The organism is Microbacterium commune (genome assembly GCF_014836945.1).
Classification (GTDB): Bacteria; Actinomycetota; Actinomycetes; order Actinomycetales; family Microbacteriaceae; genus Microbacterium; species Microbacterium commune.
Genome location: NZ_JACSPX010000001.1, coordinates 379,547 through 401,040, shown reverse-complemented (window position 1 = coordinate 401,040; position 21,494 = coordinate 379,547). Strand labels below are relative to the sequence as shown.

The 21,494-nt window shown below is 70.3% G+C and carries 21 protein-coding genes; 11 read left to right on the top strand and 10 right to left on the bottom strand.

The genetic code is table 11. The features are described 5' to 3' along the window. Position 1: 1 nt before the first annotated feature. The 3 genes from fdxA to H9633_RS01890 all read left to right on the top strand — a co-directional run bounded on the left by fdxA (position 2) and on the right by H9633_RS01890 (position 2,882). The gene (gene fdxA / locus H9633_RS01900; RefSeq protein WP_071644979.1) at positions 2–322 is read left to right on the top strand and encodes a ferredoxin; all 321 of its coding nucleotides are present in this window, start codon (positions 2–4) and stop codon (positions 320–322) included. Then, positions 323–1,435: a succinyldiaminopimelate transaminase gene (gene dapC / locus H9633_RS01895; protein WP_191711896.1), complete on the top strand. Its 1,113-nt coding sequence runs from the start codon at positions 323–325 to the stop codon at positions 1,433–1,435. It begins immediately after the preceding gene. A gap of 157 nt (positions 1,436–1,592) precedes the next feature. After that, positions 1,593–2,882, top strand: coding sequence for a citrate synthase (locus H9633_RS01890; RefSeq protein WP_071644977.1), 1,290 nt, complete (start codon positions 1,593–1,595; stop codon positions 2,880–2,882). Between the two features lie 111 nt (positions 2,883–2,993). Here the strand turns inward: H9633_RS01890 and H9633_RS01885 are convergent, their stop codons facing one another. Both H9633_RS01885 and dapD read right to left on the bottom strand, forming a co-directional pair. Then, positions 2,994–4,499, bottom strand: coding sequence for a DEAD/DEAH box helicase (locus H9633_RS01885; RefSeq protein WP_191711895.1), 1,506 nt, complete (start codon positions 4,497–4,499; stop codon positions 2,994–2,996). Positions 4,500–4,695: 196 nt separating this feature from the next. After that, positions 4,696–5,649, bottom strand: coding sequence for a 2,3,4,5-tetrahydropyridine-2,6-dicarboxylate N-succinyltransferase (gene dapD / locus H9633_RS01880; RefSeq protein WP_191711894.1), 954 nt, complete (start codon positions 5,647–5,649; stop codon positions 4,696–4,698). Between the two features lie 64 nt (positions 5,650–5,713). Between dapD and dapE the strand changes: the two genes are divergently transcribed. The 3 genes from dapE to H9633_RS01865 all read left to right on the top strand — a co-directional run bounded on the left by dapE (position 5,714) and on the right by H9633_RS01865 (position 8,234). Beyond that, positions 5,714–6,787: a succinyl-diaminopimelate desuccinylase gene (dapE, locus tag H9633_RS01875; RefSeq protein WP_191711893.1), complete on the top strand. Its 1,074-nt coding sequence runs from the start codon at positions 5,714–5,716 to the stop codon at positions 6,785–6,787. Beyond that, complete coding sequence (locus H9633_RS01870; protein WP_191711892.1) at positions 6,769–7,983, top strand: hypothetical protein; 1,215 nt, start codon at positions 6,769–6,771, stop codon at positions 7,981–7,983. Before dapE ends, H9633_RS01870 begins: the two co-directional genes overlap by 19 nt. A gap of 80 nt (positions 7,984–8,063) precedes the next feature. Next, positions 8,064–8,234, top strand: a complete 171-nt coding sequence (locus H9633_RS01865) for a DUF3117 domain-containing protein (RefSeq protein ID WP_071644972.1) — start codon at positions 8,064–8,066, stop codon at positions 8,232–8,234. Between the two features lie 70 nt (positions 8,235–8,304). Here H9633_RS01865 and H9633_RS01860 read toward each other — a convergent pair whose 3' ends face one another. Next, entirely contained in the window at positions 8,305–8,937 is a 633-nt protein-coding gene (locus H9633_RS01860; RefSeq protein WP_191711891.1) for an O-methyltransferase, read from the bottom strand. An 87-nt stretch (positions 8,938–9,024) separates the two neighbouring features. Between H9633_RS01860 and H9633_RS01855 the strand changes: the two genes are divergently transcribed. Then, complete coding sequence (locus H9633_RS01855) at positions 9,025–9,414, top strand: Sec-independent protein translocase family protein (protein WP_071642698.1); 390 nt, start codon at positions 9,025–9,027, stop codon at positions 9,412–9,414. Between the two features lie 7 nt (positions 9,415–9,421). Here the strand turns inward: H9633_RS01855 and H9633_RS01850 are convergent, their stop codons facing one another. From H9633_RS01850 to H9633_RS01840, 3 genes are read right to left on the bottom strand one after another with little or no spacing between them, the layout of a single operon-like run. Continuing rightward, a complete protein-coding gene (locus H9633_RS01850; RefSeq protein ID WP_191711890.1) occupies positions 9,422–10,543 on the bottom strand; it encodes an Mrp/NBP35 family ATP-binding protein in 1,122 nt (373 codons plus the stop codon). After that, positions 10,530–11,063, bottom strand: coding sequence for a DUF1003 domain-containing protein (locus H9633_RS01845; RefSeq protein ID WP_071642702.1), 534 nt, complete (start codon positions 11,061–11,063; stop codon positions 10,530–10,532). The genes H9633_RS01850 and H9633_RS01845 overlap by 14 nt, the downstream gene beginning before the upstream one ends. Then, positions 11,063–12,322 (bottom strand): magnesium transporter, encoded by a 1,260-nt coding sequence (locus H9633_RS01840; protein ID WP_191711889.1) that lies wholly within the window; start codon positions 12,320–12,322, stop codon positions 11,063–11,065. Before H9633_RS01840 ends, H9633_RS01845 begins: the two co-directional genes overlap by 1 nt. A gap of 76 nt (positions 12,323–12,398) precedes the next feature. Here H9633_RS01840 and H9633_RS12910 point away from each other — a divergent pair, with 76 nt between their 5' ends. From H9633_RS12910 to H9633_RS01825, 3 genes are read left to right on the top strand one after another with little or no spacing between them, the layout of a single operon-like run. Continuing rightward, positions 12,399–13,265 carry a general stress protein gene (locus H9633_RS12910; RefSeq protein ID WP_225211028.1) on the top strand — a complete coding sequence of 289 codons (867 nt, stop codon included), beginning with the start codon at positions 12,399–12,401 and terminating at the stop codon, positions 13,263–13,265. Beyond that, positions 13,262–13,669: a hypothetical protein gene (locus tag H9633_RS01830; protein WP_191711888.1), complete on the top strand. Its 408-nt coding sequence runs from the start codon at positions 13,262–13,264 to the stop codon at positions 13,667–13,669. Before H9633_RS12910 ends, H9633_RS01830 begins: the two co-directional genes overlap by 4 nt. Further along, the gene (locus H9633_RS01825) at positions 13,669–14,346 is read left to right on the top strand and encodes an alpha/beta hydrolase family protein (RefSeq protein WP_191711887.1); all 678 of its coding nucleotides are present in this window, start codon (positions 13,669–13,671) and stop codon (positions 14,344–14,346) included. The genes H9633_RS01830 and H9633_RS01825 overlap by 1 nt, the downstream gene beginning before the upstream one ends. Positions 14,347–14,547: 201 nt before the next feature. Here the strand turns inward: H9633_RS01825 and H9633_RS01820 are convergent, their stop codons facing one another. The 3 genes from H9633_RS01820 to H9633_RS01810 all read right to left on the bottom strand — a co-directional run bounded on the left by H9633_RS01820 (position 14,548) and on the right by H9633_RS01810 (position 18,878). Next, positions 14,548–16,032, bottom strand: coding sequence for an HNH endonuclease signature motif containing protein (locus H9633_RS01820; protein WP_191711886.1), 1,485 nt, complete (start codon positions 16,030–16,032; stop codon positions 14,548–14,550). A 314-nt stretch (positions 16,033–16,346) separates the two neighbouring features. Then, positions 16,347–17,768: an aminopeptidase P family protein gene (locus H9633_RS01815; protein ID WP_191711885.1), complete on the bottom strand. Its 1,422-nt coding sequence runs from the start codon at positions 17,766–17,768 to the stop codon at positions 16,347–16,349. Between the two features lie 84 nt (positions 17,769–17,852). Next, complete coding sequence (locus H9633_RS01810; RefSeq protein ID WP_191711884.1) at positions 17,853–18,878, bottom strand: endonuclease/exonuclease/phosphatase family protein; 1,026 nt, start codon at positions 18,876–18,878, stop codon at positions 17,853–17,855. 54 nt (positions 18,879–18,932) lie between these two features. On the opposite strand from H9633_RS01810, the gene H9633_RS01805 reads away from it, so the two are divergent. Then, positions 18,933–19,808 carry a PHP domain-containing protein gene (locus H9633_RS01805; RefSeq protein ID WP_191711883.1) on the top strand — a complete coding sequence of 292 codons (876 nt, stop codon included), beginning with the start codon at positions 18,933–18,935 and terminating at the stop codon, positions 19,806–19,808. 55 nt (positions 19,809–19,863) lie between these two features. On the opposite strand, the gene H9633_RS01800 is transcribed toward H9633_RS01805, so the two are convergent. Further along, positions 19,864–21,384, bottom strand: coding sequence for a DEAD/DEAH box helicase (locus tag H9633_RS01800; RefSeq protein WP_071642749.1), 1,521 nt, complete (start codon positions 21,382–21,384; stop codon positions 19,864–19,866). Between the last annotated feature and the right edge of the window lie 110 nt (positions 21,385–21,494).

The window sequence follows — 21,494 nt, the reverse complement described above, 5'->3', positions numbered from 1 at the left end:
CGTGACGTACGTGATCGCCCTTCCCTGCGTCGATGTCAAGGACCGCGCCTGCATCGATGAGTGCCCCGTGGACTGCATCTACGAAGGCGAGCGGATGCTGTACATCCACCCCGACGAGTGCGTGGACTGCGGCGCCTGCGAGCCGGTCTGCCCGGTCGAGGCGATCTACTACGAAGACGACCTGCCCGAGGAGTGGGCCGACTACTACAAGGCCAACGTCGAGTTCTTCAAGGAGATCGGCTCTCCCGGCGGCGCGTCGAAGGTCGGCGTCTACGACTTCGACCACCCGGTGGTCACCGCCCTGCCGCCGCAGGGGGACTGAGTGGGAGTCCGGGATCTCGCGGACTACCCCTGGGACGCGGTGATCCCCTACCGTGACCGCGCGGCCCAGCATCCCGACGGTCTCGTCGATCTGTCGATCGGCTCGCCGGTCGACCCCACCCCCGAGGTGATCCGTCGCGCTCTCGCCGAGGCGACCGACGCGCACGCCTACCCACAGACCGTGGGAACGAGCGACGTGCGCAAGGCCATCGTGGACTGGTACGCCCGCCGTCGCGGGGTGCCCGATCTCACCGACGCGAACGTCATGCCGACGATCGGCTCGAAGGAGCTGGTCGCGCTGCTGCCCCTTCTGCTCGGCCTCGGGCCGGGGGATGTCGTCGTGCACCCCCGCGTCGCCTACCCGACCTACGCGGTCGGTGCGGCGGTCGCCGGTGCGACCGCCGTCGCCGCCGACGATCCTGCGGAGTGGCCCGAGGGCGCGAAGCTCATCTGGATCAACAGCCCCGGAAACCCCGACGGTCGCACGTGGGACCTCGAGGCGCTCACGGCGGCCGTGCGACGGGCTCGCGAGCTCGGCGCCGTGCTGGCGAGCGACGAATGCTACGCCGAGCTCGGGTGGGAGGGTCCCTGGCAGAGCCAGATGATCCCGTCGGTTCTCGACCCCCGCGTCACCGGGGGCAGCCGGGCGGATCTGCTCAGCGTCTACTCGCTGAGCAAGCAGTCGAACCTCGCCGGATACCGGGCCGCGTTCATCGCCGGGTGCTCGACGCTGATCGGCGATGTCCTCGCTGCGCGCAAGCACCTCGGTCTGATGCCACCCGCTCCGGTGCAGCACGCGATGGCGGTGGCCCTGCGAGACGACGAGCACGTCGCCGCCCAGAAGCGGCTGTACCGGCAGCGCCGCGACGTGCTGCTGCCCGCGCTCGTCGAGGCGGGTTTCCGCATCGACGGATCGGAGGCGGGCCTGTACCTCTGGGCGACGGAGGGGCGAGACGCCTGGGAGTCGATGGATCGCCTCGCCTCACTCGGCATCCTGGCGGGCCCCGGCCATTTCTACGGCGACCACTCCGCGCAGCACGTACGTCTGTCGCTGACCGCGCCCCTCGAGCGGATCAGGCAGGCTGCGACGCGTCTGACCGGCGCCGATCGCTGATCTTTGTGCGCACCGCGCGGTGATGACGTTCATCTCTTGGCGGATGTCACAGTAGGCCGACGTCACGGCTAGGCTGTAGGGGCGATGGGGTCTGCCGGACCGGCGCTGCGTGCGTCTCTCATCGCCCACGACGACACGAACGCAGCAGGAGGTTGGCGTGAGCGCAGCTCAGCCCGAGAAGGCGACTCTTTCGATCGGCGACACCACGGCGGAGTTCCCCGTCGTCCGCGGAAGCAGCGGCACCGACAGCATCGACTTCTCGACGCTCACGCGTCAGACCGGGTACACGGGCCTCGACTACGGCTTCGTGAACACCGCGTCCACCAAGTCAGCCGTCACCTTCATCGACGGAGATCAGGGGATCCTCCGCTACCGGGGATACCCGATCGAGCAGATCGCGAAGAACTGCAGCTACCTCGAGGTGGCGTGGCTGCTGATCTACGGCGAGCTGCCGACGGCGACCGAGCTCGCCGAGTTCGACGAGAAGATCCGTCGGCACACGCTGCTGCACGAAGACCTCAAGCACTTCTTCTCGGCTCTGCCGCACACCGCGCACCCGATGTCGGTGCTGTCGTCGGCGGTCGCCGCGCTGTCGACCTACTACGAGGGCCAGACCGACCCGCACAATCCCGAGCACGTCGAGCTGAACATGGTGCGCATGCTCGCCAAGCTGCCGGTCATCGCCGCGTACGCGCACAAGAAGAGCATCGGACAGGCCTTCCTGTATCCGGACAACTCGCTGAGCTTCGTCGACAACTTCCTCAAGCTCAACTTCGGCGTGCACAGCGAGCCGTACGAGGTCAACCCGGTGATGTCGAAGGCGCTCGAGCTGTTGCTGATCCTGCACGAGGATCACGAGCAGAACGCATCCACGTCCACCGTGCGTCTGGTCGGCTCGACCGGAGCCAACCAGTTCGCATCGATCTCCGCTGGCATCCAGGCGCTCTCCGGCCCGCTGCACGGCGGGGCGAACGAAGCGGTGCTGACCATGCTCGGGCAGATCCGCGAGTCGGGACAGAGCGTGCAGCGCTTCGTCGAGAGCGTGAAGAACAAGGAAGCCGGCGTGAAGCTGATGGGCTTCGGGCATCGCGTGTACAAAAACTACGACCCGCGCGCGAAGCTGGTCAAGGAAGCCGCCGACGAGGTGCTCGCCGAGCTCGGCGTGACCGACCCGCTGCTTGATCTGGCCAAGGAGCTCGAGGAGATCGCCCTCGCCGACGACTACTTCAAGGAGCGTCGTCTCTACCCCAACGTCGACTTCTACACCGGCGTCATCTACAAGGCGATGGGCTTCCCGACGCGCATGTTCACGGTGCTGTTCGCGATCGGCCGCCTTCCCGGCTGGCTGGCGCAGTGGCGCGAGCTGAACCTCGATCCGCAGACCAAGATCGGTCGCCCGCAGCAGCTGTACGTCGGCTCGCCCGAGCGCTCCTTCCCGACGCGCTGAGCCGCAGGGGAGCGAACCGCTCCGCGCACCCGGCCGCGCTGTCATGACAGAACTGCCCGCCACGGATTCCCGTGGCGGGCAGTTCTGTCTGTGCGGTCAGCCAGTGCGGGGTCAGCGTCCCTGCGCGCGGCTGGCGCGGCGCGAGCCGGTGCGGGCGCGACCGGCGCTGTGCTGCTGACCGTTCGACGCGGGACGAGCCGCCCCGTGGTCGCTCTGGCGCTGCTGGCCCGCCGGTGAGCCGGTCTGCGTGGAGTAGCGCGGCTGGCTGCTCTGTGCGTGCGAGCGTGCGCGCTCGCGGCCGCCGTCCGTGCGCTGGGCGGTGTCGCCGGCGCGACCGGAGCGACGGCGGCCCGAGCCGGAGCGTCCGCCGCCCTGGCCGCCGGGCTGCGAGGCCGACTTCGCCTTGGGCTGGTTCTGCTGCGGCGCGACGGGAGCCGTCTTGACCTTCGGGGCGCGCTCGCCGACCAGCTCGTCGACGATGGCGGGCGTGACGTCCTCCATCGCGACCGTGATCTGCGCCTTGCGCAGGATGTCCTTCACGTCGCGACGCTGCTCGGGCAGCATGAGCGTGACGACGGTGCCCGCAGCACCGGCACGAGCGGTGCGACCCGAGCGGTGCAGGTACGCCTTGTGCTCGACGGGCGGGTCGACGTGCACGACCAGCTCGACGTCGTCGACGTGCACGCCGCGGGCGGCGACATCGGTCGCGACGAGCACGCGCACGCCGCCGTTCGCGGCGTCGGCGCCGAACGCGGCGAGGTTGCGCTCACGCGCGTTCTGGCCGAGGTTGCCGTGCAGGTCGACCGAGGGGATGCCCGCCGAGGTCAGCTGCTTGGCGAGCTTCTTGGCGTGGTGCTTGGTGCGGGTGAACAGGATGCGACGGCCGAGACCGGATGCCAGATCCTCGACGAGCCTCTTCTTGGCATCCGCATCCGATGCGACGAGCACGCGGTGGGTCATCTCTCCCACCGGCACGCTGGCCTCATCGACCTCGTGGCTGACCGGGCTGCGGAGGAACCGCTTGGCAAGCGCGTCGATGCCGCGGTCGAGGGTGGCGCTGAACAGCAGGCGCTGGCCGCCGGCGGGAGTGGCCGCGAGGATGCGGGTGACGCCGGGGAGGAAGCCGAGGTCGGCCATGTGGTCGGCCTCATCGAGCACCGCGACCTCGACGGCGCCGAGCGAGACGACGCCCTGCTTCATGAGGTCTTCGAGCCGGCCGGGGCAGGCCACGACGATGTCGACGCCGGCGCGCAGCGCCTGCTCCTGCGGCCGCTGCGAGACACCGCCGAAGACGGTCGTGACGCGCATGCCGACGGCCTCGGCGAGCGGCCGGATGGTGGCGGCGATCTGCGTGGCCAGCTCGCGGGTCGGCGCGAGCACGAGTCCACGGGGCCGGCCGGGCTGCCGGCGGGTGCCGGAGGCCGAGAGACGGGCGACCAGGGGCAGCGCGAACGCGATGGTCTTGCCGCTGCCGGTGCGGCCGCGGCCGAGCAGATCGCGGCCGGCGAGGGAGTCGGGGAGCGTGTCGCGCTGAATGGCGAACGCCTCGGTCTTGCCGTCGGCGGCCAGAACGTCGGCCAGCGCGGCGGGCACGCCGAGATCGAGGAAGGAAGGCATAGGAGTATCTCCAGGAAAGCGCAGCGTGGCTGCGGATGTGGGCGACGGCGCGGGATCGCGCATCGTTTCGCCGCTCGAGTGACCGCGACCGGATGCCGGTGCGGAAGGATTTCGACGACGCAGACGTCTCGCTTCGCGAGGGGCGTCGACTCAACCATACAGCAGCGGTGGCCGCCGGCCTGAGCGTGCGCCGTGATCAGGCGTGCAGCATCTCGTTCAGCGTCACCCCGTGGCCCGAGCGGCGCGAGACCTCGACCGCGCCGGTCAGCGAGTTGCGCCGGTAGAGCAGTCCGCTACGGCCCGACAGCTCGGCGGCCTTCACGGTCTGGCGCTCGCCGTCTGCGCCCGCCGGGGCGTCGGCGACGACGACCTTGGTGCCGGCGGTCAAGTAGAGCCCTGCTTCGACGATGCAGTCGTCGCCGAGCGAGATCCCGATGCCCGCGTTGGCCCCGAGCAGGGTGCGCGCTCCGATCGAGACGCGGTGCTGACCACCGCCCGAGAGGGTGCCCATGATCGACGCCCCGCCTCCGATGTCGCTGCCGTCGCCGACCACGACGCCCTGCGAGATGCGCCCCTCCACCATCGACGCACCCAGCGTGCCCGCGTTGAAGTTCACGAATCCCTCGTGCATCACCGTGGTTCCGGGGGAGAGGTGCGCGCCGAGGCGAACCCGCGACGCATCGGCGATGCGCACGCCGGCGGGCTGCACGTAGTCGGTGAGGCGCGGGAACTTGTCGAGCCCCTGCACCTGGATCCCGTGCCGCTGCAGCACCGGGCGCAGCGCTGCGGCGTCGGCGGGATGCATGGGGCCGGCGTTGGTCCACGCGACCGTGGGGAGGTGCCCGAAGATCCCGTCGAGGCTGAGCTCGTTGGGGCGCACGAGCAGGTGCGACAGCGCGTGCAGGCGCAGATAGGCGTCAGCCGTCGACGCGACCGGCGCATCGAGGTCGATGGTGAGCTGCACGAGCTCGACCGTCACGCCCCGGCGCTCGTCATCGTCGGCGAAAGCGCCCCAGGTGGATGCGGCGGCGGCCGCGTCATCCGCCTCCTGCGCCCCGAGCCCGAGCTCGGGGTACCAGGCGTCGAGGACGGTGCCGTCGGATGCGATCGTGCTCAGGCCGGTGCCCCAGACCGTGCGTGCAGTGCTCATCCTCCTACGGTACGTCGCCCCGCCGGTTCACGGCGGGATGTGTCGGCGTGGCTAGGCTGGGCGCATGGCGCTGGATCTGACTGCATCCTCTCTCGAGCTCACTCGCACGATCTGCGACATCCCCAGCGTGTCCGGGGCGGAGGCCCCGCTGGCGGACGCGATCGAGGCGGCGGTGCGGTCGTACCCGCATCTCGAGGTGGTGCGCCACGGCAACACGGTCGTCGCCCGCACACAGCTCGGCAGGGCGCAGCGCGTCGTCATCGCCGGTCACATCGACACCGTGCCGATCAACGACAACGTGCCCACCCGCGACATCGAGATCGACGGAGTCGAGTACCTGTGGGGGCGCGGCACGGTCGACATGAAGGCCGGGGTCGCGGTGCAGCTCAAGCTGGCCGCCGAGCTCACCGCGCCCGCGGTCGACATCACCTGGATGTGGTACGACAACGAGGAGGTCGACGCCTCGCTGAACGGCCTCCATCTGCTGGCCCAGACGCGTCCCGATCTGTTCGCCGCCGACTTCGCCATTCTGGGTGAGCCGTCGGACGGGCGCGTGGAGGGCGGATGCAACGGGACGCTGCGAGCGGTCGTCCGCGTGCGCGGCGTTCGCGCGCACAGTGCGCGCTCGTGGATCGGCGAGAACGCGATCCACGCGGCGGCCCCGATCCTCACCCGGCTGGCTGAGTACCGCGCCCGTGAGGTCACGGTCGAGGGGCTGGGCTACCGGGAGGGGCTCAACGCGGTCAGCATCCGCGGCGGTGTCGCCGGCAACGTCATCCCCGATCTGTGCGAGGTCGAGGTGAACTACCGCTTCGCGCCGAGCAAGAGCGTGGCTGACGCCGAGGCTCACGTGCGCGCGGCGTTCGCGGGGTTCGAGGTGGAGATCCTCGACGCGGCCGGAGGCGCGCGTCCGGGACTGGACGCGCCGATCGCGCAGCGGTTCCTCGCGGCCGTCGGGGGCGAGGCGAACGCCAAGTACGGCTGGACGGATGTCGCGCGCTTCTCGGCCATGGGCGTCCCGGCCGTGAACTACGGCCCTGGCGACCCGCACCTCGCGCACCACGACGAGGAGCGCGTCCCGATCGCGCAGATCGACGACGTCGAACGCGGACTGCGCGCGTGGCTCACCGCGTCCTGACCCGCACGCTGCGCGGCTGGGCGCGGACTCCGGTCACCGCTCGCATCGCGATCATCTACCTGCTGTCGCGGCTGGTGACGACCGGGTTCTTCGCGCTCGCCGCTGCCGGCTCGAACCTCGGCTCGCGTTTCGGAGCCGATCCGGCGCTGGGGGACTACGCCCTCGGCTGGGACGCCCAGTGGTACTGGACGGTCGCGGTGTTCGGATACCCGACCACCCTGCCGGTGAACGAGGCCGGGCAGGTGCTCGAGAACGCCTGGGCGTTCATGCCGGTGTACGCCCACCTCGCCCAGCTCGTGGGCCTCGGCGACTGGGCGGCGGGGGCGGTGCTCGTCTCGCTCGTCTCGGGGCTGCTCGCATGCCTCGTCCTGCACCGGCTGCTCCGCCCCCGGATCGGGGCCGCCGCGGCGCTCTGGGCCGTGGCGTTCTTCGCCAGCGGACCGCTCGCCGCGCTGTTCCAGGTGGGATACGCCGAGAGCCTGTTCGTGCTGCTGCTGCTCGTGGCGCTCGACCTCGTCTCCCGCCACCGGTACGGGTGGCTGTACCTGCTCATCCCGGTGATGGGATTCACCCGACCGGGCGTGCTGGCGTTCGCGCTGTTCCTCGGGCTGCACGGCATCTCGCGGTGGCTCGTGCGGGAGAGGCATCCGCTGCTGCCGAAAGACGTCGTGCACATCGTCGCGCTCGGCGCGCTGACGACGCTCGTCGGCTTCTCGTGGCAGGCGATCGCCGGCCTGGTCACGGGGGAGCCCGGAGCCTATCTTCAGACGGAGCTGTCCTGGCGGCGCAACTGGCTCAGCGACCCGTCTGCCGCGTTCATCCCGTTCGAGGGTTTCGTGCGCGGTGCCGAGTTCTGGGCCGGGCAGTGGGGGATGCCGTCCTGGGCGGGCTGGGTGATCCTGGCGCTGCTGGTCGCCGGCGCGGGGTACGCCCTGCTGCGCGCGCGCAGCGTGCGGCGTCTCGGTCTCGACATCCGGCTGTGGAGCGCGAGCTACCTGCTGTACCTGCTCGCGGTGTTCTTCCCGCAGTCGAGCACGTTCCGCCTGCTGATCCCTCTCACGCCGCTCGCCGGCGCTCTCGCGGTGCCACGTGCACGGGCGTACCGGTGGGGGGTGCTGCTGGTGTGCCTGCTGCTGCAGTGGGCGTGGATTCTCGTCATGTACGGCTCGGCGCAGACCTACTGGCAGGTCCCGTGACTCGGATGTGACGCGCGTAACACCGGAGGGTGAGGCTACCGATAAACTTGACTCATACCACCGAGGGAAAGGGTGCCACGATGGCAGCGATGAAGCCGAGGACCGGCGACGGACCGATGGAGGCCGTGAAGGAGGGGCGACTCATCATCGTGCGGGTTCCGCTCGAAGGCGGCGGCCGTCTGGTCGTCTCCGTGAACGACGCAGAGGCGAAGGAGCTTCACGACGTGCTGGGCGCCGTCGTGAGCGCCTGACATTCCGATGAGAGGGGCTGTGGATCTGCGGATCCACCGCCCCTCTGCTGTGTCCGGGGAGTTCCGCGGCCTACTCGGCGACGCGGGCGAGCTGCAGCAGTCCCTCGCCGACGGTGGAGAGCGCGGCGAGCACCGCCTGCGACTCCTGCGTCTCCTGCACCAGCGACCGGTACGAGCTGGTGACCGCGTCGCGCTGGACGGGGTCGGCGACCCGGCCGCCGTGCAGCACACGCGGCACGAGCACCAGACCGCCGGTGCGCACGAGACGCAGACCGTGCTCGACGTACTCGATGACGTTCTCGGCGTCGGCGTCGATGAAGACGATGTCGTAGGCGCCTTCGTTCATGCGCGGCAGCACGTCGGCGGCGCGTCCGGTGATGAAGCGGCCTCGGGTGGCGGGGATGCGCGCATCGGCGAAGGCCTGGCGTGCGGCCGCGAGGTGCTCGCGTTCGTTGTCGATCGTCGTCAGCACCGCCTGCGGCGCTCCGCGCAGCAGCCACAGGCCCGAGACGCCGGCCCCGGTGCCCACCTCGAGGATCGATCTGGCTGCGCCGGCGGCGGCGAGCAGGGCGCACTGCGCGCCCACCGCGGGGCTGATCGGGGCGGCTCCGAGTTCCAGGGCGTGGGCGCGCGCGCGGGCGATCGCGGCGGGCTCCACGATGGTCTCTCGCGCGAATCGGGCGTTCGCGTCGTGCTCGCTCATGGGGTCTCTCCTCGGAAAAGCTTGTGGTCACCAGCGTAAGCGGCGGCGGCGGATCACGCGGGGAGGCGCGGCGGGTAGCCTGGGGGGATGGAACTGGGGTTGACCTTCGACAAGCTGCTGCTGATCGGGCTTATCGCTGTCATCATCATCGGCCCCGAGCGTCTGCCGAAAGCCGCTGAGTCGTTCGCGAAGTTCGTGCGCCGTGCGGGGGAGTACCTCCGCGACACCAAGAGCAGGATGCGCGACGAGCTCGGTCCGGAGATCGACGAGGTGGACTGGCGCAAGCTCGACCCGCGTCAGTACGATCCGCGCCGCATCATCCGCGACGCGCTCTTCGAAGAGCCGGAGTTCGAGGCGAAGCCGGTGTCCACACCGACCGCCGTCGCCACCGACCCGGTCGTGCCGGTGCGGCCGCGCATGACGCGCACGTACTTCTCCCGCCAGACGCCGCCGCCGTTCGACGTCGAGGCCACCTGAGCGCGGCTCAGCCGAGCCGCAGGGGAAGAGCGCGACCGGAGAGCCCGCGACCGCGGTGGGCGATCCGCTCCGCGACGTCGACGATGGCGCGCGCGGCGATGTCGTCAGGCTCGCCGAGCACGACGGGAATGCCCTGATCGCCGCCGCGGCGCAGCGCCGGGCTGAGGGGGATGGATGCCAGCAGCGGCACCTCATCGCCGTCGGCGCTGAGTGCGCGAGCCACCGCCGCGCCGCCGCCCTCGCCGAACAGGTCGAGAAGGGTGCCGTCGGGCAGCGCGAACGCGGCCATGTTCTCGATCACGCCGATCACCCGCTGGCCGGTCTGCCTGGCGACCAGTCCGCTGCGTATCGCCACGTCGGCCGCTGCCGGCTGCGGCGTGGTCACCACGAGCACCTCGGCGTGCGGCAGGATCTGACCGATCGAGATCGCGATGTCTCCGGTGCCAGGGGGCATGTCGATGAGCAGCACGTCGAGGTCGCCGAAGAACACGTCGGTGAGGAACTGCTGCACGGTGCGGTGCAGCATCGGCCCGCGCCAGGCGACGACGGCCTCGCCGTCGCGCAGGAACATGCCGATCGAGACCGTCTTCACGTCGTGCGCGACCGGGGGCAGCATGAGATCGTCGATGCGCGTCGGCTGGGTGCCGGGTGCGATGCCGAGCAGTCCCGGGATCGAGAAACCGTGCACATCGGCATCCACCAGTCCGACCCGCAGCCCCTGACGGGCGAGGGCGACGGCGAGGTTCGCGGTGACGGTGGACTTGCCGACGCCGCCCTTGCCGCTCGAGACGAGGATGACGCGGGTCAGCGAGTCGGGGCCGAAAGGCATCTGACGGGCGGGGCGTCCCGCACGCAGCTTCTCGGTGAGCGCGCGGCGCTCGTCGGGGGTCATGACGCCCACGTCGACGGTGACGTCGGCGATGCCGGCGACGGATGCCGCGGCATCCCGGACGTCCTGCTCGATCCGCTGCGCGGCCGGGCATCCGACGATCGTGAGCACGATTCCGACCCGCGCCGTCGTGCCGTCGACGGTGATCTCGCGCACCATGTCGAGATCGCCGATCGGCCGGCGCAGTTCGGGGTCGGTGACGGCGGCGACAGCCGAGCGCACGCGGTCAGCGAGCGTCATGGCTGCTCTCGACGGTGCTCTCGTCGTCGTTGAGGTCGGCGAGCAGGGCCTTCAGCTCCTGGCGCAGCACGTCACGGGTGATCTGCTGGTTGGAGCGCTCCTCGAGGGCCATGCGCAGCGCGACGATCTCGCGGGCGAGGTACTCGGTGTCGGCGAGGTTGCGCTCGGCACGCTGGCGGTCCTGCTCGATCTGCACGCGGTCGCGGTCGTCCTGCCGGTTCTGCGCGAGCAGGATGAGGGGCGCGGCATACGAGGCCTGCAGTGACAGGATCAGCGTCAGCGCGGTGAATCCGAGGGCGGCCGAGTCGAAGCGCCACCAGCCGTTCTGCTCCGCCAGCATCGTGTAGCCGATCCAGAGCGCGCAGAAGAGTGTGAGGAGGGTGAGGAAGGTCGGGGTGCCCATCGCCCGGGCGACCCACTCGGTGAAACGTCCGAACCGATCCCGCGACGGGGCCTGCGTGCGCGTGACGCCCCGGGTGCCCGGGGTGTCCAGGCGTGCGGTGCGCGAGGGACGCGCCATCATCGGGTGCCCGCCGTCGACTCGTCGGCGTCGTGGGTGCGCCAGTCGTCGGGCAGCAGGTAGTCGAGCACGTCGTCGACGCTGATCGCGCCGACCAGGCGGTGCGCGCTGTCGATGACGGGAAGCGAGACGAGGTCGTAGCTGGCGAGCATGCGCGCGACCTCCGCCGCCGACGCGGTGACGGCGACCGGCTCGACGGACTCGTCGAGGATCGCGCCCAGCCGTTCGTGCGGGGGATAGCGGAGCATCTTCTGGAAGTGCACGACGCCGAGCAGACGCCCCGTCGGCGTCTCGAACGGCGGAAGCGTGACGAACACCGCCGCGGCGAGGGCGGGGTGCAGCTCGTGGCGACGGATGAGGGCCAGCGCTTCGGCGACCGTCGCGTCGGCCGACAGGATGATCGGCTCAGGCGTCATCAGGCCGCCGGCGGTGTCCGCGCCGTAGCGCAGCAGCATCCGGACGTCCTCGGCCTCCTCCGGATCCATCAGGGCGAGCAGGTGCTCGAGCCGCTCGGGAGACATCTGGGCGAGCAGGTCGGCCGCGTCGTCGGGCTCCATCTCGTCGAGCACGTCGGCGGCGCGCTCGTCGCCGAGACGATCGAGGATGCCGACCTGGTCGTCTTCGGGCATCTCCTCGAGCGCGTCGGCGAGCCGCTCGTCCGGCAGCTCTTCGGCCACCTCGATCCGCCGCTCCTGTGGGAGGTCGAGCAGGGTGGTGGCGAGGTCGGCCGCGTGCAGCTCGGAGTAGGTCGCGACGAGCTGCTCGGCGGACTGCGCCCGCCCCGGCTCACGCAGCTCGGCGACCTCGTTCCACGCGGCGAACGTCGTCGGCCCCTTCGCGAACGGCGACGCGCTGGTCTTCGCCTTGCGCAGGAACAGCTGGGTGATGCCCCATTCCCCGTGGCGGTCCTGCTCGATCGCGACGTCCTCGACGACCGCCGTGCCACCGCCGTCGGTGAGGCTGACCCGCCGGCCGAGGAACTCGGCGACGACGCGCACCTCGCCGGGTCGCGGCTGGAAGCGGCGCACGTTGATGAGGCCGGTGCTGATGACCTGACCCGCGCGGATCGAGGTCACGCGTCCGATCGAGAGGAATACGTGGCGGCGTCCGGGGATCTCGATGACGAGGCCGATCACACGCGGCGAGGCCGTCTTGCGGTACACGATGACGACATCTCGCACCTTGCCGAGGCGATCGCCCACGGGGTCGAAGACGGCGCATCCTGCCAGACGTGCGACGAAGACCCGTTGTGTGCTCACGGCTCAAGCGTAGTCCGCGAGTGCGCTGACGGCCCGGCGGGTGACGGCGCACAGGGGTCGATGGGACAATGGCCGGATGAGCATGCTGAATCGACCGGGAAAAGGCACCGACCTCGGCGAGGTGATCGCCTCGACGAAGGACTACGAGGCCGCCCAGAAGATCGTCTCGAAGCTGATCGCAGGAGAGGTGCCTGCGCGTGACATCGCCATCGTCGGTGAGGGCGTGCGCACGGTCGAGCGCGTGACCGGCAAGCTCGGATACGCAGCCGCCGCGCGGTCGGGCGCGACCAACGGCGTGCTGATCGGTCTGCTGCTGTCGGCCATCATGCTGTTCGGCACGCCGGATGCCCCGATCTCGCTCTTCCTCGGGTTCCTGCTCATCGGTGTCGCGCTCGGCATGATCATGAGTCTGGTGACGTACTCGATCGTGCGTCGCCGTCGTGATTTCGCGAGCATGATGCAGATGCTGGCCGATCACTACGAGGTGCGGGTGCAGCCCGCGTCGCTGACCAAGGCGCGGGGCGTCGTGGGTCCGGAGCGCGCGCAGAGCGTGCGTCCGCCGGTCGACCTCAGCGAGCCGCCGCGGTACGGCGAGCGCGTTCCGCCGGCAGGTCAGGGTGGCTCGGCGGGCCAGGGCGGTTCCGCTGGTCAGGGCGGTTCGGCCGGCCCGGCGGACGAGTCCGGTCCGTCGACGCCGGCCGGACCCGCCTCTCCGTCGCCGCAGCCCGTCGCCGATCCCGCTCCTGCTCCGGCTCCGGCTCCGGCCCCCGTCCCGGATCCCGCTCCCGCCCCGGACCCGGCTCCGGGAACGACCGGCGGTCCGGTCGTTCCGCCCAAGCCACCGCTTCCGGGTGCGGAGCCCGGCATCGAGGGGGCCGACCCCGGGTCCGCCCCGAAGCCCGCCGCGGGCAGCGACCTGTCGAATCCGACCGACCCGCGATGACGGGCTCGAGCGGCCGGGCGACGGGCGCTTCGGCGTGGGCGCTGGGTCTGCTCGTGCTGCTGCCGGTTCCGTTCCTCGGGCCCTTGGCCGCCGGCGGCGGCATGATCGCGGCCCATGACTCGCTGTCGCGGCAGGGCCCGGTGGCGAAGCAGAACGCCGCTCTCGCCCGCTCGTGGGGACGGCTGTTCCTGATCGTGTCGACCGCGCTGCTTCTTCTGCAGTTGATTGTCGGGCTGGTGCGGTTGACGCAGCCGAGTGCTCCGGCGACGGGTCTCCTTCCGCAGGGCATCCCGCTTCTGCTGTATGTGATGGTGTGCGTCGTGCATCTCGTGGTGGTGCTGGTCGCCCTGCGGCGCGCGCGTCGCGGTGAGATCGTGCGCCTTCCATTCGTGAGGAGCGCCTGATGGCGGTCGAGGTGCCGCTGCCGGCGGGATCGGTGACGGTGTCGACAGCGTGGGAGGAGCCGGATGGCGAGTCGCGCGGTGTCGTCGCGATCGCGCACGGCGCCGGCGCGGGCATGGATCATCCGTTCCTGCTCGGTTTCGCCGGTGCGCTGCGCGCCGAGGGATTCACGACGGTGCGCTTCAACTTCCCCTATGTCGAGGCGGGTCGGCGGATGCCAGGGCCGGCCGCGCACGCCGTGCTGACCTGGCGTGCAGTGGTGGCGATGATCCGCTCCGAGCGGCCCGAGGCTGCGATCTGGGCATGCGGCAAGTCGTACGGCGGCAGGATGGCGTCGATGGCTGTCGCGGACGGTCTCGACGTGAATGGGCTCGTGTACCTCGGGTACCCCCTGCACCCGCCCGGCAAGCCGGAGAAACCGAGGGTCGAGCATCTGCCCGCCGTGCGTGCGCCCCAGCTGTTCGTCGAAGGCACGAATGACCCGTTCGTGCAGCCGCTGGCGCAGCTGGAGGAAGCGGTGGCGTCGTGTCCGGATGCCAGGATCGCGTGGATCGACGGCGGTGGGCACTCGTTCGAGGTGAAGGGTGCCAAGCGGCCGGCTGACGTCATCGGCGCGGAACTGGCGCCGTTGGTGGTGGCGTTCATCGACGAGGTCGAGCGACGGCACGCGCAGAGGTGAGCATCGGGCTCCATCACATCGAGCTGTGGCTGGCAGATGGCCTGTCGGCGTCAGGTTCGCCGTGGCTGTCGACGCAACTCGGCTTCGTTCGGAAGCAGAGCGGGGAGGGTGGCGAGTCCTGGTCGGCCGGTGGTGCTCACCTGAGGCCCACCATGTCGCCGACGTCGCCGGCGGTGCAGCATCCCGCCCCGTCGCACAATCTCACGCGATCGCGGGTCGGAAGCGCCGGGGCGGAGGGTCGATTCCGGCCCAGGCTGCGACGAGTGCTGCGCGTGCACGCAGGGGGATGGCCGGTTCTCCGCCGGGCGGATGCAGCAGGAACTCGCCTTTCCCTTCTCGAGTGATGCGCCATCCGCCGTGGTGCAGCTGCATATGGTGATGTCTGCAGAGCAGGATGCCACGGTCGATATCGGTGCGACCCCGGTCGGCATGCCATTCGTCGATGTGATGGGCTTCACCGTACGACGCGGGGCGGTCACAGCCTCGCCAGCGGCATCCGCCGTCTCGGATGGCGAGCGCGATGCGCTGCGGGGGAGTGAAGAGTCGGTGTTCTCGGCCCGCGTCGAGCGGATTGCCGCGGGAATCGATGGTGACCTGCACGGTTCCGCTCTCGCACACGTGCTGCTGGATGCTGGCGAACGGAAACGGCATGCCGTAGTCCTCGGTGCGCGCGCTGGTCGGGGTGCCGTCGGCGGCCTGCACCTGCACGAGCCGCACTCCGGCCTGGCGTGCGCCGAAGACGTCTTTCGCGTCAGCGAGCGCGCCCGCACGAAGCAGATCGATGAGCAGGTCGTAGAACAGCTGATTGTTGGTCCGAGAGTCGGCGGCGAGATCTCGAGCATTGTTCGCCTCGTCGGAGTCGACGAACCGCGGGCCCCCGCGACGTGGGCGCAGAGCCGCGTCACGGATCGCTCTCATCCAGGCGGCGCCTTCGTCTTCGAACTCGATGTGCCCGCGCTCGCGTCCGTCGGCGTCGATCCAGGTGCGGAAGCTGCGCCGTTCGTACCGCTCTGCGAACCGGCGCGCAGCGCCCTCGGGGTCGAGGTGGTCCCGGATCGCCCGGGCTTGGATGCGAAGCTCTTCGACGGTGCGGCAGCCGGCGTCGGCGATGAGCTGCTCTGCCGCTGCCGTCCAGGCGGCGTGCGTGTCGTCGGAGTCATCGGTCGGCTGGCTGAGGCCGCGCTGGATCGCATCCTGCTGCGCCGGGGAGAGACGCCCCTGCAGCAGCGCCGCCGACAGTGGCGCATGCCAGGGCATCCGGGGAGGCGCCGTGTCAGAGAGCACAGGGACGGCGTCGTGGCCGCTCCACGACGTCTCATTCCCCTCCGCCGCAGTGGGGACGTCGCTGTCGAGGATGGACTGGCCCAGCCGTACCTGCCGCTGCGCATCGGCATGGCTGCTTCCGGTGAGCTCCTGCACGAGCGCTGCGGGAGAGCGGTGACCGCGGGACTGCGCCAGCCCGTCCTGCCCCGCCTCGCGCGTGGACCGGGCGGCGACGATGCCCGCGCCGACGATCCCGATCCGCTCCGCCGCGCGCACCAGCGCCGCCGCTGCGCCCAGCGCCTCGACCAGCTTCTCGCCCGGGAACGACGACATCCGCGCCGACAGATCCTGCACATCCGCATCTGCGCCGAGCAGGTCGCGCAGAACCGCGACCTGAGCGTCGATGTCGATGAAGAGGGCCATGACTCAATTGTGCGAGCGACCACCGACATTCGAACAAGAATTCGATCGATAATCGCGTCCGGAAGATCACGAAGAGATAACGAAGGAGGCTGTCGCGTTCTTCCGTCCGGTACGGCATCGACAGCAGGAACTGCTCGAAGATCACCTTTCGTGTGCGAGCAGTGCGTAGCCCCGGTCCTCAGTCCACCCACGTTCCGCGTGCCACTCATCCTCGATGCCGTGGCGCTCCGGCCGCATGCCGGCGCGGATGAGCGTCCGTGCCGGCGCGATATTCGCTGCGGCGCTGACCCAGCGGATGAACCGCGCTCAGCGGCTCAGCTCTTCCGCAGCCGCGCGATCCACGCCTCGACGTCCTCGACCGTGCGGGGGATGTCGGCCGACAGGTTCACGGGGCCGTCGGCGGTCATCAGGATGTCGTCCTCGATGCGCACGCCGATGCCGCGCAGCTCCTCCGGCACGGTCAGGTCGTCGATCTGGAAGTACAGACCCGGTTCGATGGTGAAGACCATGCCCTCTTCGAGCACCCCGTCGTAGTACATCTCGCGGCGCGCCTGCGCGCAGTCGTGCACATCGATGCCGAGGTGGTGCGAGGTGCCGTGCACCATGTAACGGCGGTGCTGGCCGCCGTTGTCGGCATCCAGAGCCTCCTCTGCGGAGACGGGCAGCAGGCCCCACTCCGCGGTGCGGCGCGCGATCACGTCCATCGCGGCTTCGTGCAGCGCGCGGAAGCGCACTCCGGGCTTCGCGACGGCGAACGCGGCGTCCGCGGCCTCGAGCACGACCTCGTACACGCGGCGCTGCACGTCTGAGAACGTGCCGTTCACCGGCAGGGTGCGGGTGATGTCGGCGGTGTACTGGCTGTCGACCTCGACACCGGCGTCGATCAGGATCAGATCGCCCGGTACGACGGCGCCGTCGTTGCGCGTCCAGTGCAGGTAGCAGGCGTGATGGCCCGACGCGGCGATCGTGTCGTAGCCCTCCCAGTGCCCGTCGCTGCGGGCGCGCTGGTGGAAGACTCCCTCGACGATGCGCTCGCCTCGGGGGTGCGCGATCGCGCGGTCGAAGTCGCGGATGATGTCGTCGAATCCGGATGCCGTGACCGCGACCGCATGCCGCATCTCGGCGATCTCGAACTCGTCCTTGACCAGGCGCAGCTCCGAGACGAAGCGGGTGAGCTCCTCGTCGACGTCGACGACGAGGTCGTCATCCCCGGCGACGAACGAATCCACGTGGGCGGTCGCGACGTCGAGGTCTGCGGCGACGCCTGCGAGCGAGGGGCGCGCCCCGATCCAGAACTCGCCGATCGTGGCATCCGAGTAGAACTCGCTGGTGGTGCGGTCGGCACGCTCGCGGAAGTACAGCGTGACCTCGTGTCCGTTCTCGGTCGGCTCGAAGACGAGCAGCGAGTCGGGCTCGGATTCGTTCGCCCACCCCGTGAGGTGGACGAAGGCGGAGTGTGCGCGGAACGGGTAGTCGGTGTCGTTGCTGCGCTGCTTGAACGATCCGGCCGGTACGACCAGGCGCTCTCCGGGGAAGGCAGCCGAGACCTTCGCGCGACGGGCCGCGGCGTACGCCGCCTGGGCGCGCGGTGCGGGCATGGACTCAGGGCGTTCGGCCCATCCGGTCGAGATCGTCTCGAGGAATCCACGGGGGAACGGCTGCTTGCGGGGGTTCTTCTCCGCTGCGACAGCCTCGGCGGGGGTCTCGACGGCGGCGTCGGTGTCTGCGCTGGTCATGCATCCATTGTGTCACTCGTCGCCGACAGGGCACCCTGCCGCAGCGCCCCGGCGGACGCGCGACGCATGCCGCGCGCCGCCCGGCTACCGACCCGCCGGCTCCAGCTGAGCGACGATCGCCCGATGGTCGCTGCCGCCCGCGTCCTCGAGCACGAGCGTTCCGGTCGCCTGCCATTCCGGGCTCGACATGATGTGGTCGATGGGTGCGCCGGCCAGATGCGGCAGGCTCGCCGGCCACGTGCCGACCATGCCGTTGCCGGTGCTCGCAGCGGCGTCGATGCAACGGCCCATGGTGCCGCCGTCGATGCCGAACGATGCCATGTGGTCGAGCGTCGCGTTGAAGTCCCCCGCGAGGATGAACTCGCCTTCCGGGCACTGGTCGGCGATCCACTCCAGGTCCGACCGCCACTGCGACATGTCGCCCTGGCGAGGCGCCACGGCATGCACGGCCACGATGGTGGGACCTGTGCCGTCGACGGGCATCGCCACGGCGCTCGGTACCGATCCGGTGTTGCTCGATCCGTCCAGCGACGAGTCGATCACCGAGTACTCACCGAGGTCGGCCGAGATCAGGATCGTCGTCTGCCAGGCCTGCGGCCCGTCCGGCACCTCGGGCTGGATGTTGACGTGGTGCACCCACATCGGGCGTCCGGCATCGCGCATCATGATCGCGATCTGCTCGCCGACCTCCTCCGCGGTCTCGGGCAGCGACACGACGTCGATCTGCTGGTCGGCGATGACACCGGCGATCGTGTCGGCTGACACGGCGGCGCCCGCGGTGTTCCATGTGAGCACGCGCACCGCCTCATCGGTCTTCTGCGGCAGGGCATCCGAGCCGTATCCGCGAGTGGCCCCGATCACGCCGATCGAGCCGGCTCCGACCAGCGCCACGACGAGGATCGAAGCCGCGAAGCCGCGTAGCGGCCTCGCCAGGAGCAGCAGGGCGGCGACCAGGGCGACCACCAGGAAGGCGACCGCGAGCGCGATGCGGGAGGCGATGATCTGAGTGATCGGGAAGGTGAGCTCGAGATGGAAGAACTGCGGCCACACGAGAACCGCCGTCGCGATGGCGAACAGCACCGTGAGGAGGATTCCGACGAGTCGTAGCATCGTCCGAAATCCTAGAGGAGACGTCTGCGTCATCGCTGGCGGTACCCTCGGAGGATGACGTCAGGCCCCTCCACCCGCCCTCCGGGACCGAGCGACCTGCATCTGCACTCCAATCACTCCGACGGCACCGAGCCGCCGGCCGAGGTGATGCGTCAAGCGCACGGCCACGGCATCCGCACCGCCGCCCTCACCGACCACGACCGCACGACCGGCTGGCAGGAGGCGGGGGATGCCGCGGTCTCGCTGGGCATGACGTTCCTGCCCGGCATGGAGCTCTCGGCCAAGCACGAGTGGCGCAGCGTCCACGTGCTCGGGTACCTCTTCGATCCCGACGACCCCGACCTCGTCGCCGAGACCGATCGCATCCGCAGCGACCGGGTCGGTCGCGCGGAGCGGATCGTGCGCAGCATCGGTCGCGACTACGACCTCGGCTGGGACGACGTGCTGGCGCAGACGACCCCGGATGCCACGGTGGGCCGTCCGCACATCGCCGACGCGCTCGTCGCGCGGGGCATCGTCCGGGACCGCACGGAGGCGTTCGAGGGCATCCTGCATCCGCGCGAGGGCTACTACGAGCCGCACTATGCACCCGACCCGCTGGCGGCGGTGCGTCTGATCACGCGCGCCGGGGGAGTGGCCGTGATCGCGCATCCCGTCACGGCAGGACGCGACCGGATGATGCCGCTGACGTACATCGAGCGGCTGATCGACGAGGGGCTCGCCGGCTTCGAGGTGGATCACCGCGAGAACACCGCCGAGGGCAAGCGCCGGCTGCGTCAGATCGCCGCGCGTCACGACCTCATCGTCACCGGATCCAGCGACTACCACGGCGCGGGCAAACCCAACCGCCCCGGGGAGAACACCACCTCAGACGAGATGGTCGCCCGCATCGTCGAGCGCGCGAGCGGCGCATCGCCCCGCACCCCCTGAGACGCGATCGAGGCCCCTCCCGCTGAGCAGGAGAGGCCTCGATGAGCGTGAGGGGTCAGGCGCCGCTGGGGGCCGCACCGCCGCTGCGCCGACGACGGCGACGACGCTGCGGCGCCGGCTTGCCGTCGCGGTGCTCGCCGGTCGCGTCGCCGTCGTGCGTGCCCGCCCCGTCCGCCTCGCGTTCTGCGGGCGACGAGGAGCCGGATGCCTGCTGCTCGGTGCTCTCCGCGCCCTCGGCGAAGGTGGAGCCGACCTTGTCGCCCTCCGAGCTGCGACGGCGGCGACGGCGCCGCTTGGTCGCACCCTCGTCGGTGCCCTCGGCGGCGGCTTCCGCTGCCTTCTGCGGCTGACGCTGACGACGCTCCGACGCCGGCTTCTCGGCCTTCGGTGCGGTCACCAAGCGTCCCTTGGTGCCCTCGGGGATGTTCAGGTCGCTGTACAGGTGCGGGCTCGACGAATAGGTCTCGACGGGCTCGGGCTGGCCGAACTCCAGCGCGCGGTTGATCAGGGCCCACTTGTGCAGGTCGTCCCAGTCGACGAAGGTGACGGCGATGCCCGTCTTGCCCGCGCGGCCGGTGCGGCCGGCGCGGTGCAGGTAGGTCTTGTCCTCGTCGGGGATGGTGTGGTTGATGACGTGCGTGACGTCGTCCACGTCGATGCCGCGGGCGGCGACGTCGGTGGCGACCAGCACGTCGCGCTTGCCGGCCTTGAACGCCGCCATCGAGCGCTCGCGCTGCTCCTGGCCCATGTCGCCGTGCACGCCGCCGACGTTGAAGCCCCGGTCGCCGAGCTCGTCGACGAGCTTCTGGGCGGCGCGCTTGGTGCGGGTGAAGATGACGGTCTTGCCCCGGCCTTCGGCCTGCAGGATGCGGGCGATGATCTCGTCCTTGTCGAGCGAGTGCGCCCGGTAGACGATGTGCTTGATGTTCGCCTGCGTCAGGCCCTCATCCGGATCGGTGGCGCGGATGTGGATCGGGTTCGACATGAACCGGCGCGCCAGCGCCACGATGGGACCGGGCATGGTCGCCGAGAACAGCTGGGTGTGCCGCACGGGCGGAACCTTCGAGAAGATCTTCTCGATGTCGGCGAGGAACCCGAGGTCGAGCATCTTGTCCGCCTCGTCGAGCACGACCTCGGTCGCGTTCGAGAGGTCGAGCAGCCGCTGGTTGGCCAGGTCGATGAGACGCCCTGGCGTGCCGACGACGATCTGCGCGCCGGCCTTCAGCTGGTCGATCTGGCCCTCGTATGCCTTGCCGCCGTAGATCGCGACCACACTGGTGGAGCGGTTCGACGTGAGCAGGTCCATGTCCTCGTAGACCTGCACGGCCAGCTCGCGGGTGGGCACCACGATGAGCGCCTTGACGCCGTGCTCGGGGTTCTGGCCGAGCCGCTGCACCACGGGGATGCCGAAGCCGAACGTCTTGCCCGTTCCGGTCTTGGCCTGGCCGATGATGTCCTGGCCGGGAAGGCCGAGCGGAATGGTCTGCTCCTGGATGGGGAACGCATCGACGATCCCCTTCGCGGCGAGCGCGTCGATGATGTCCTGATCGATTCCCAGATCAGCGAATGAAGTCACAGTGTTCTCTTGCCTGTCCGGCGCGAGCGCGGCGTATGCCACGGGGGCGCCTCGTAACGGATCCACGCCGTCTCAGTTCATGCCAGGCGCGGGGCCCTGCTCCGATGGCA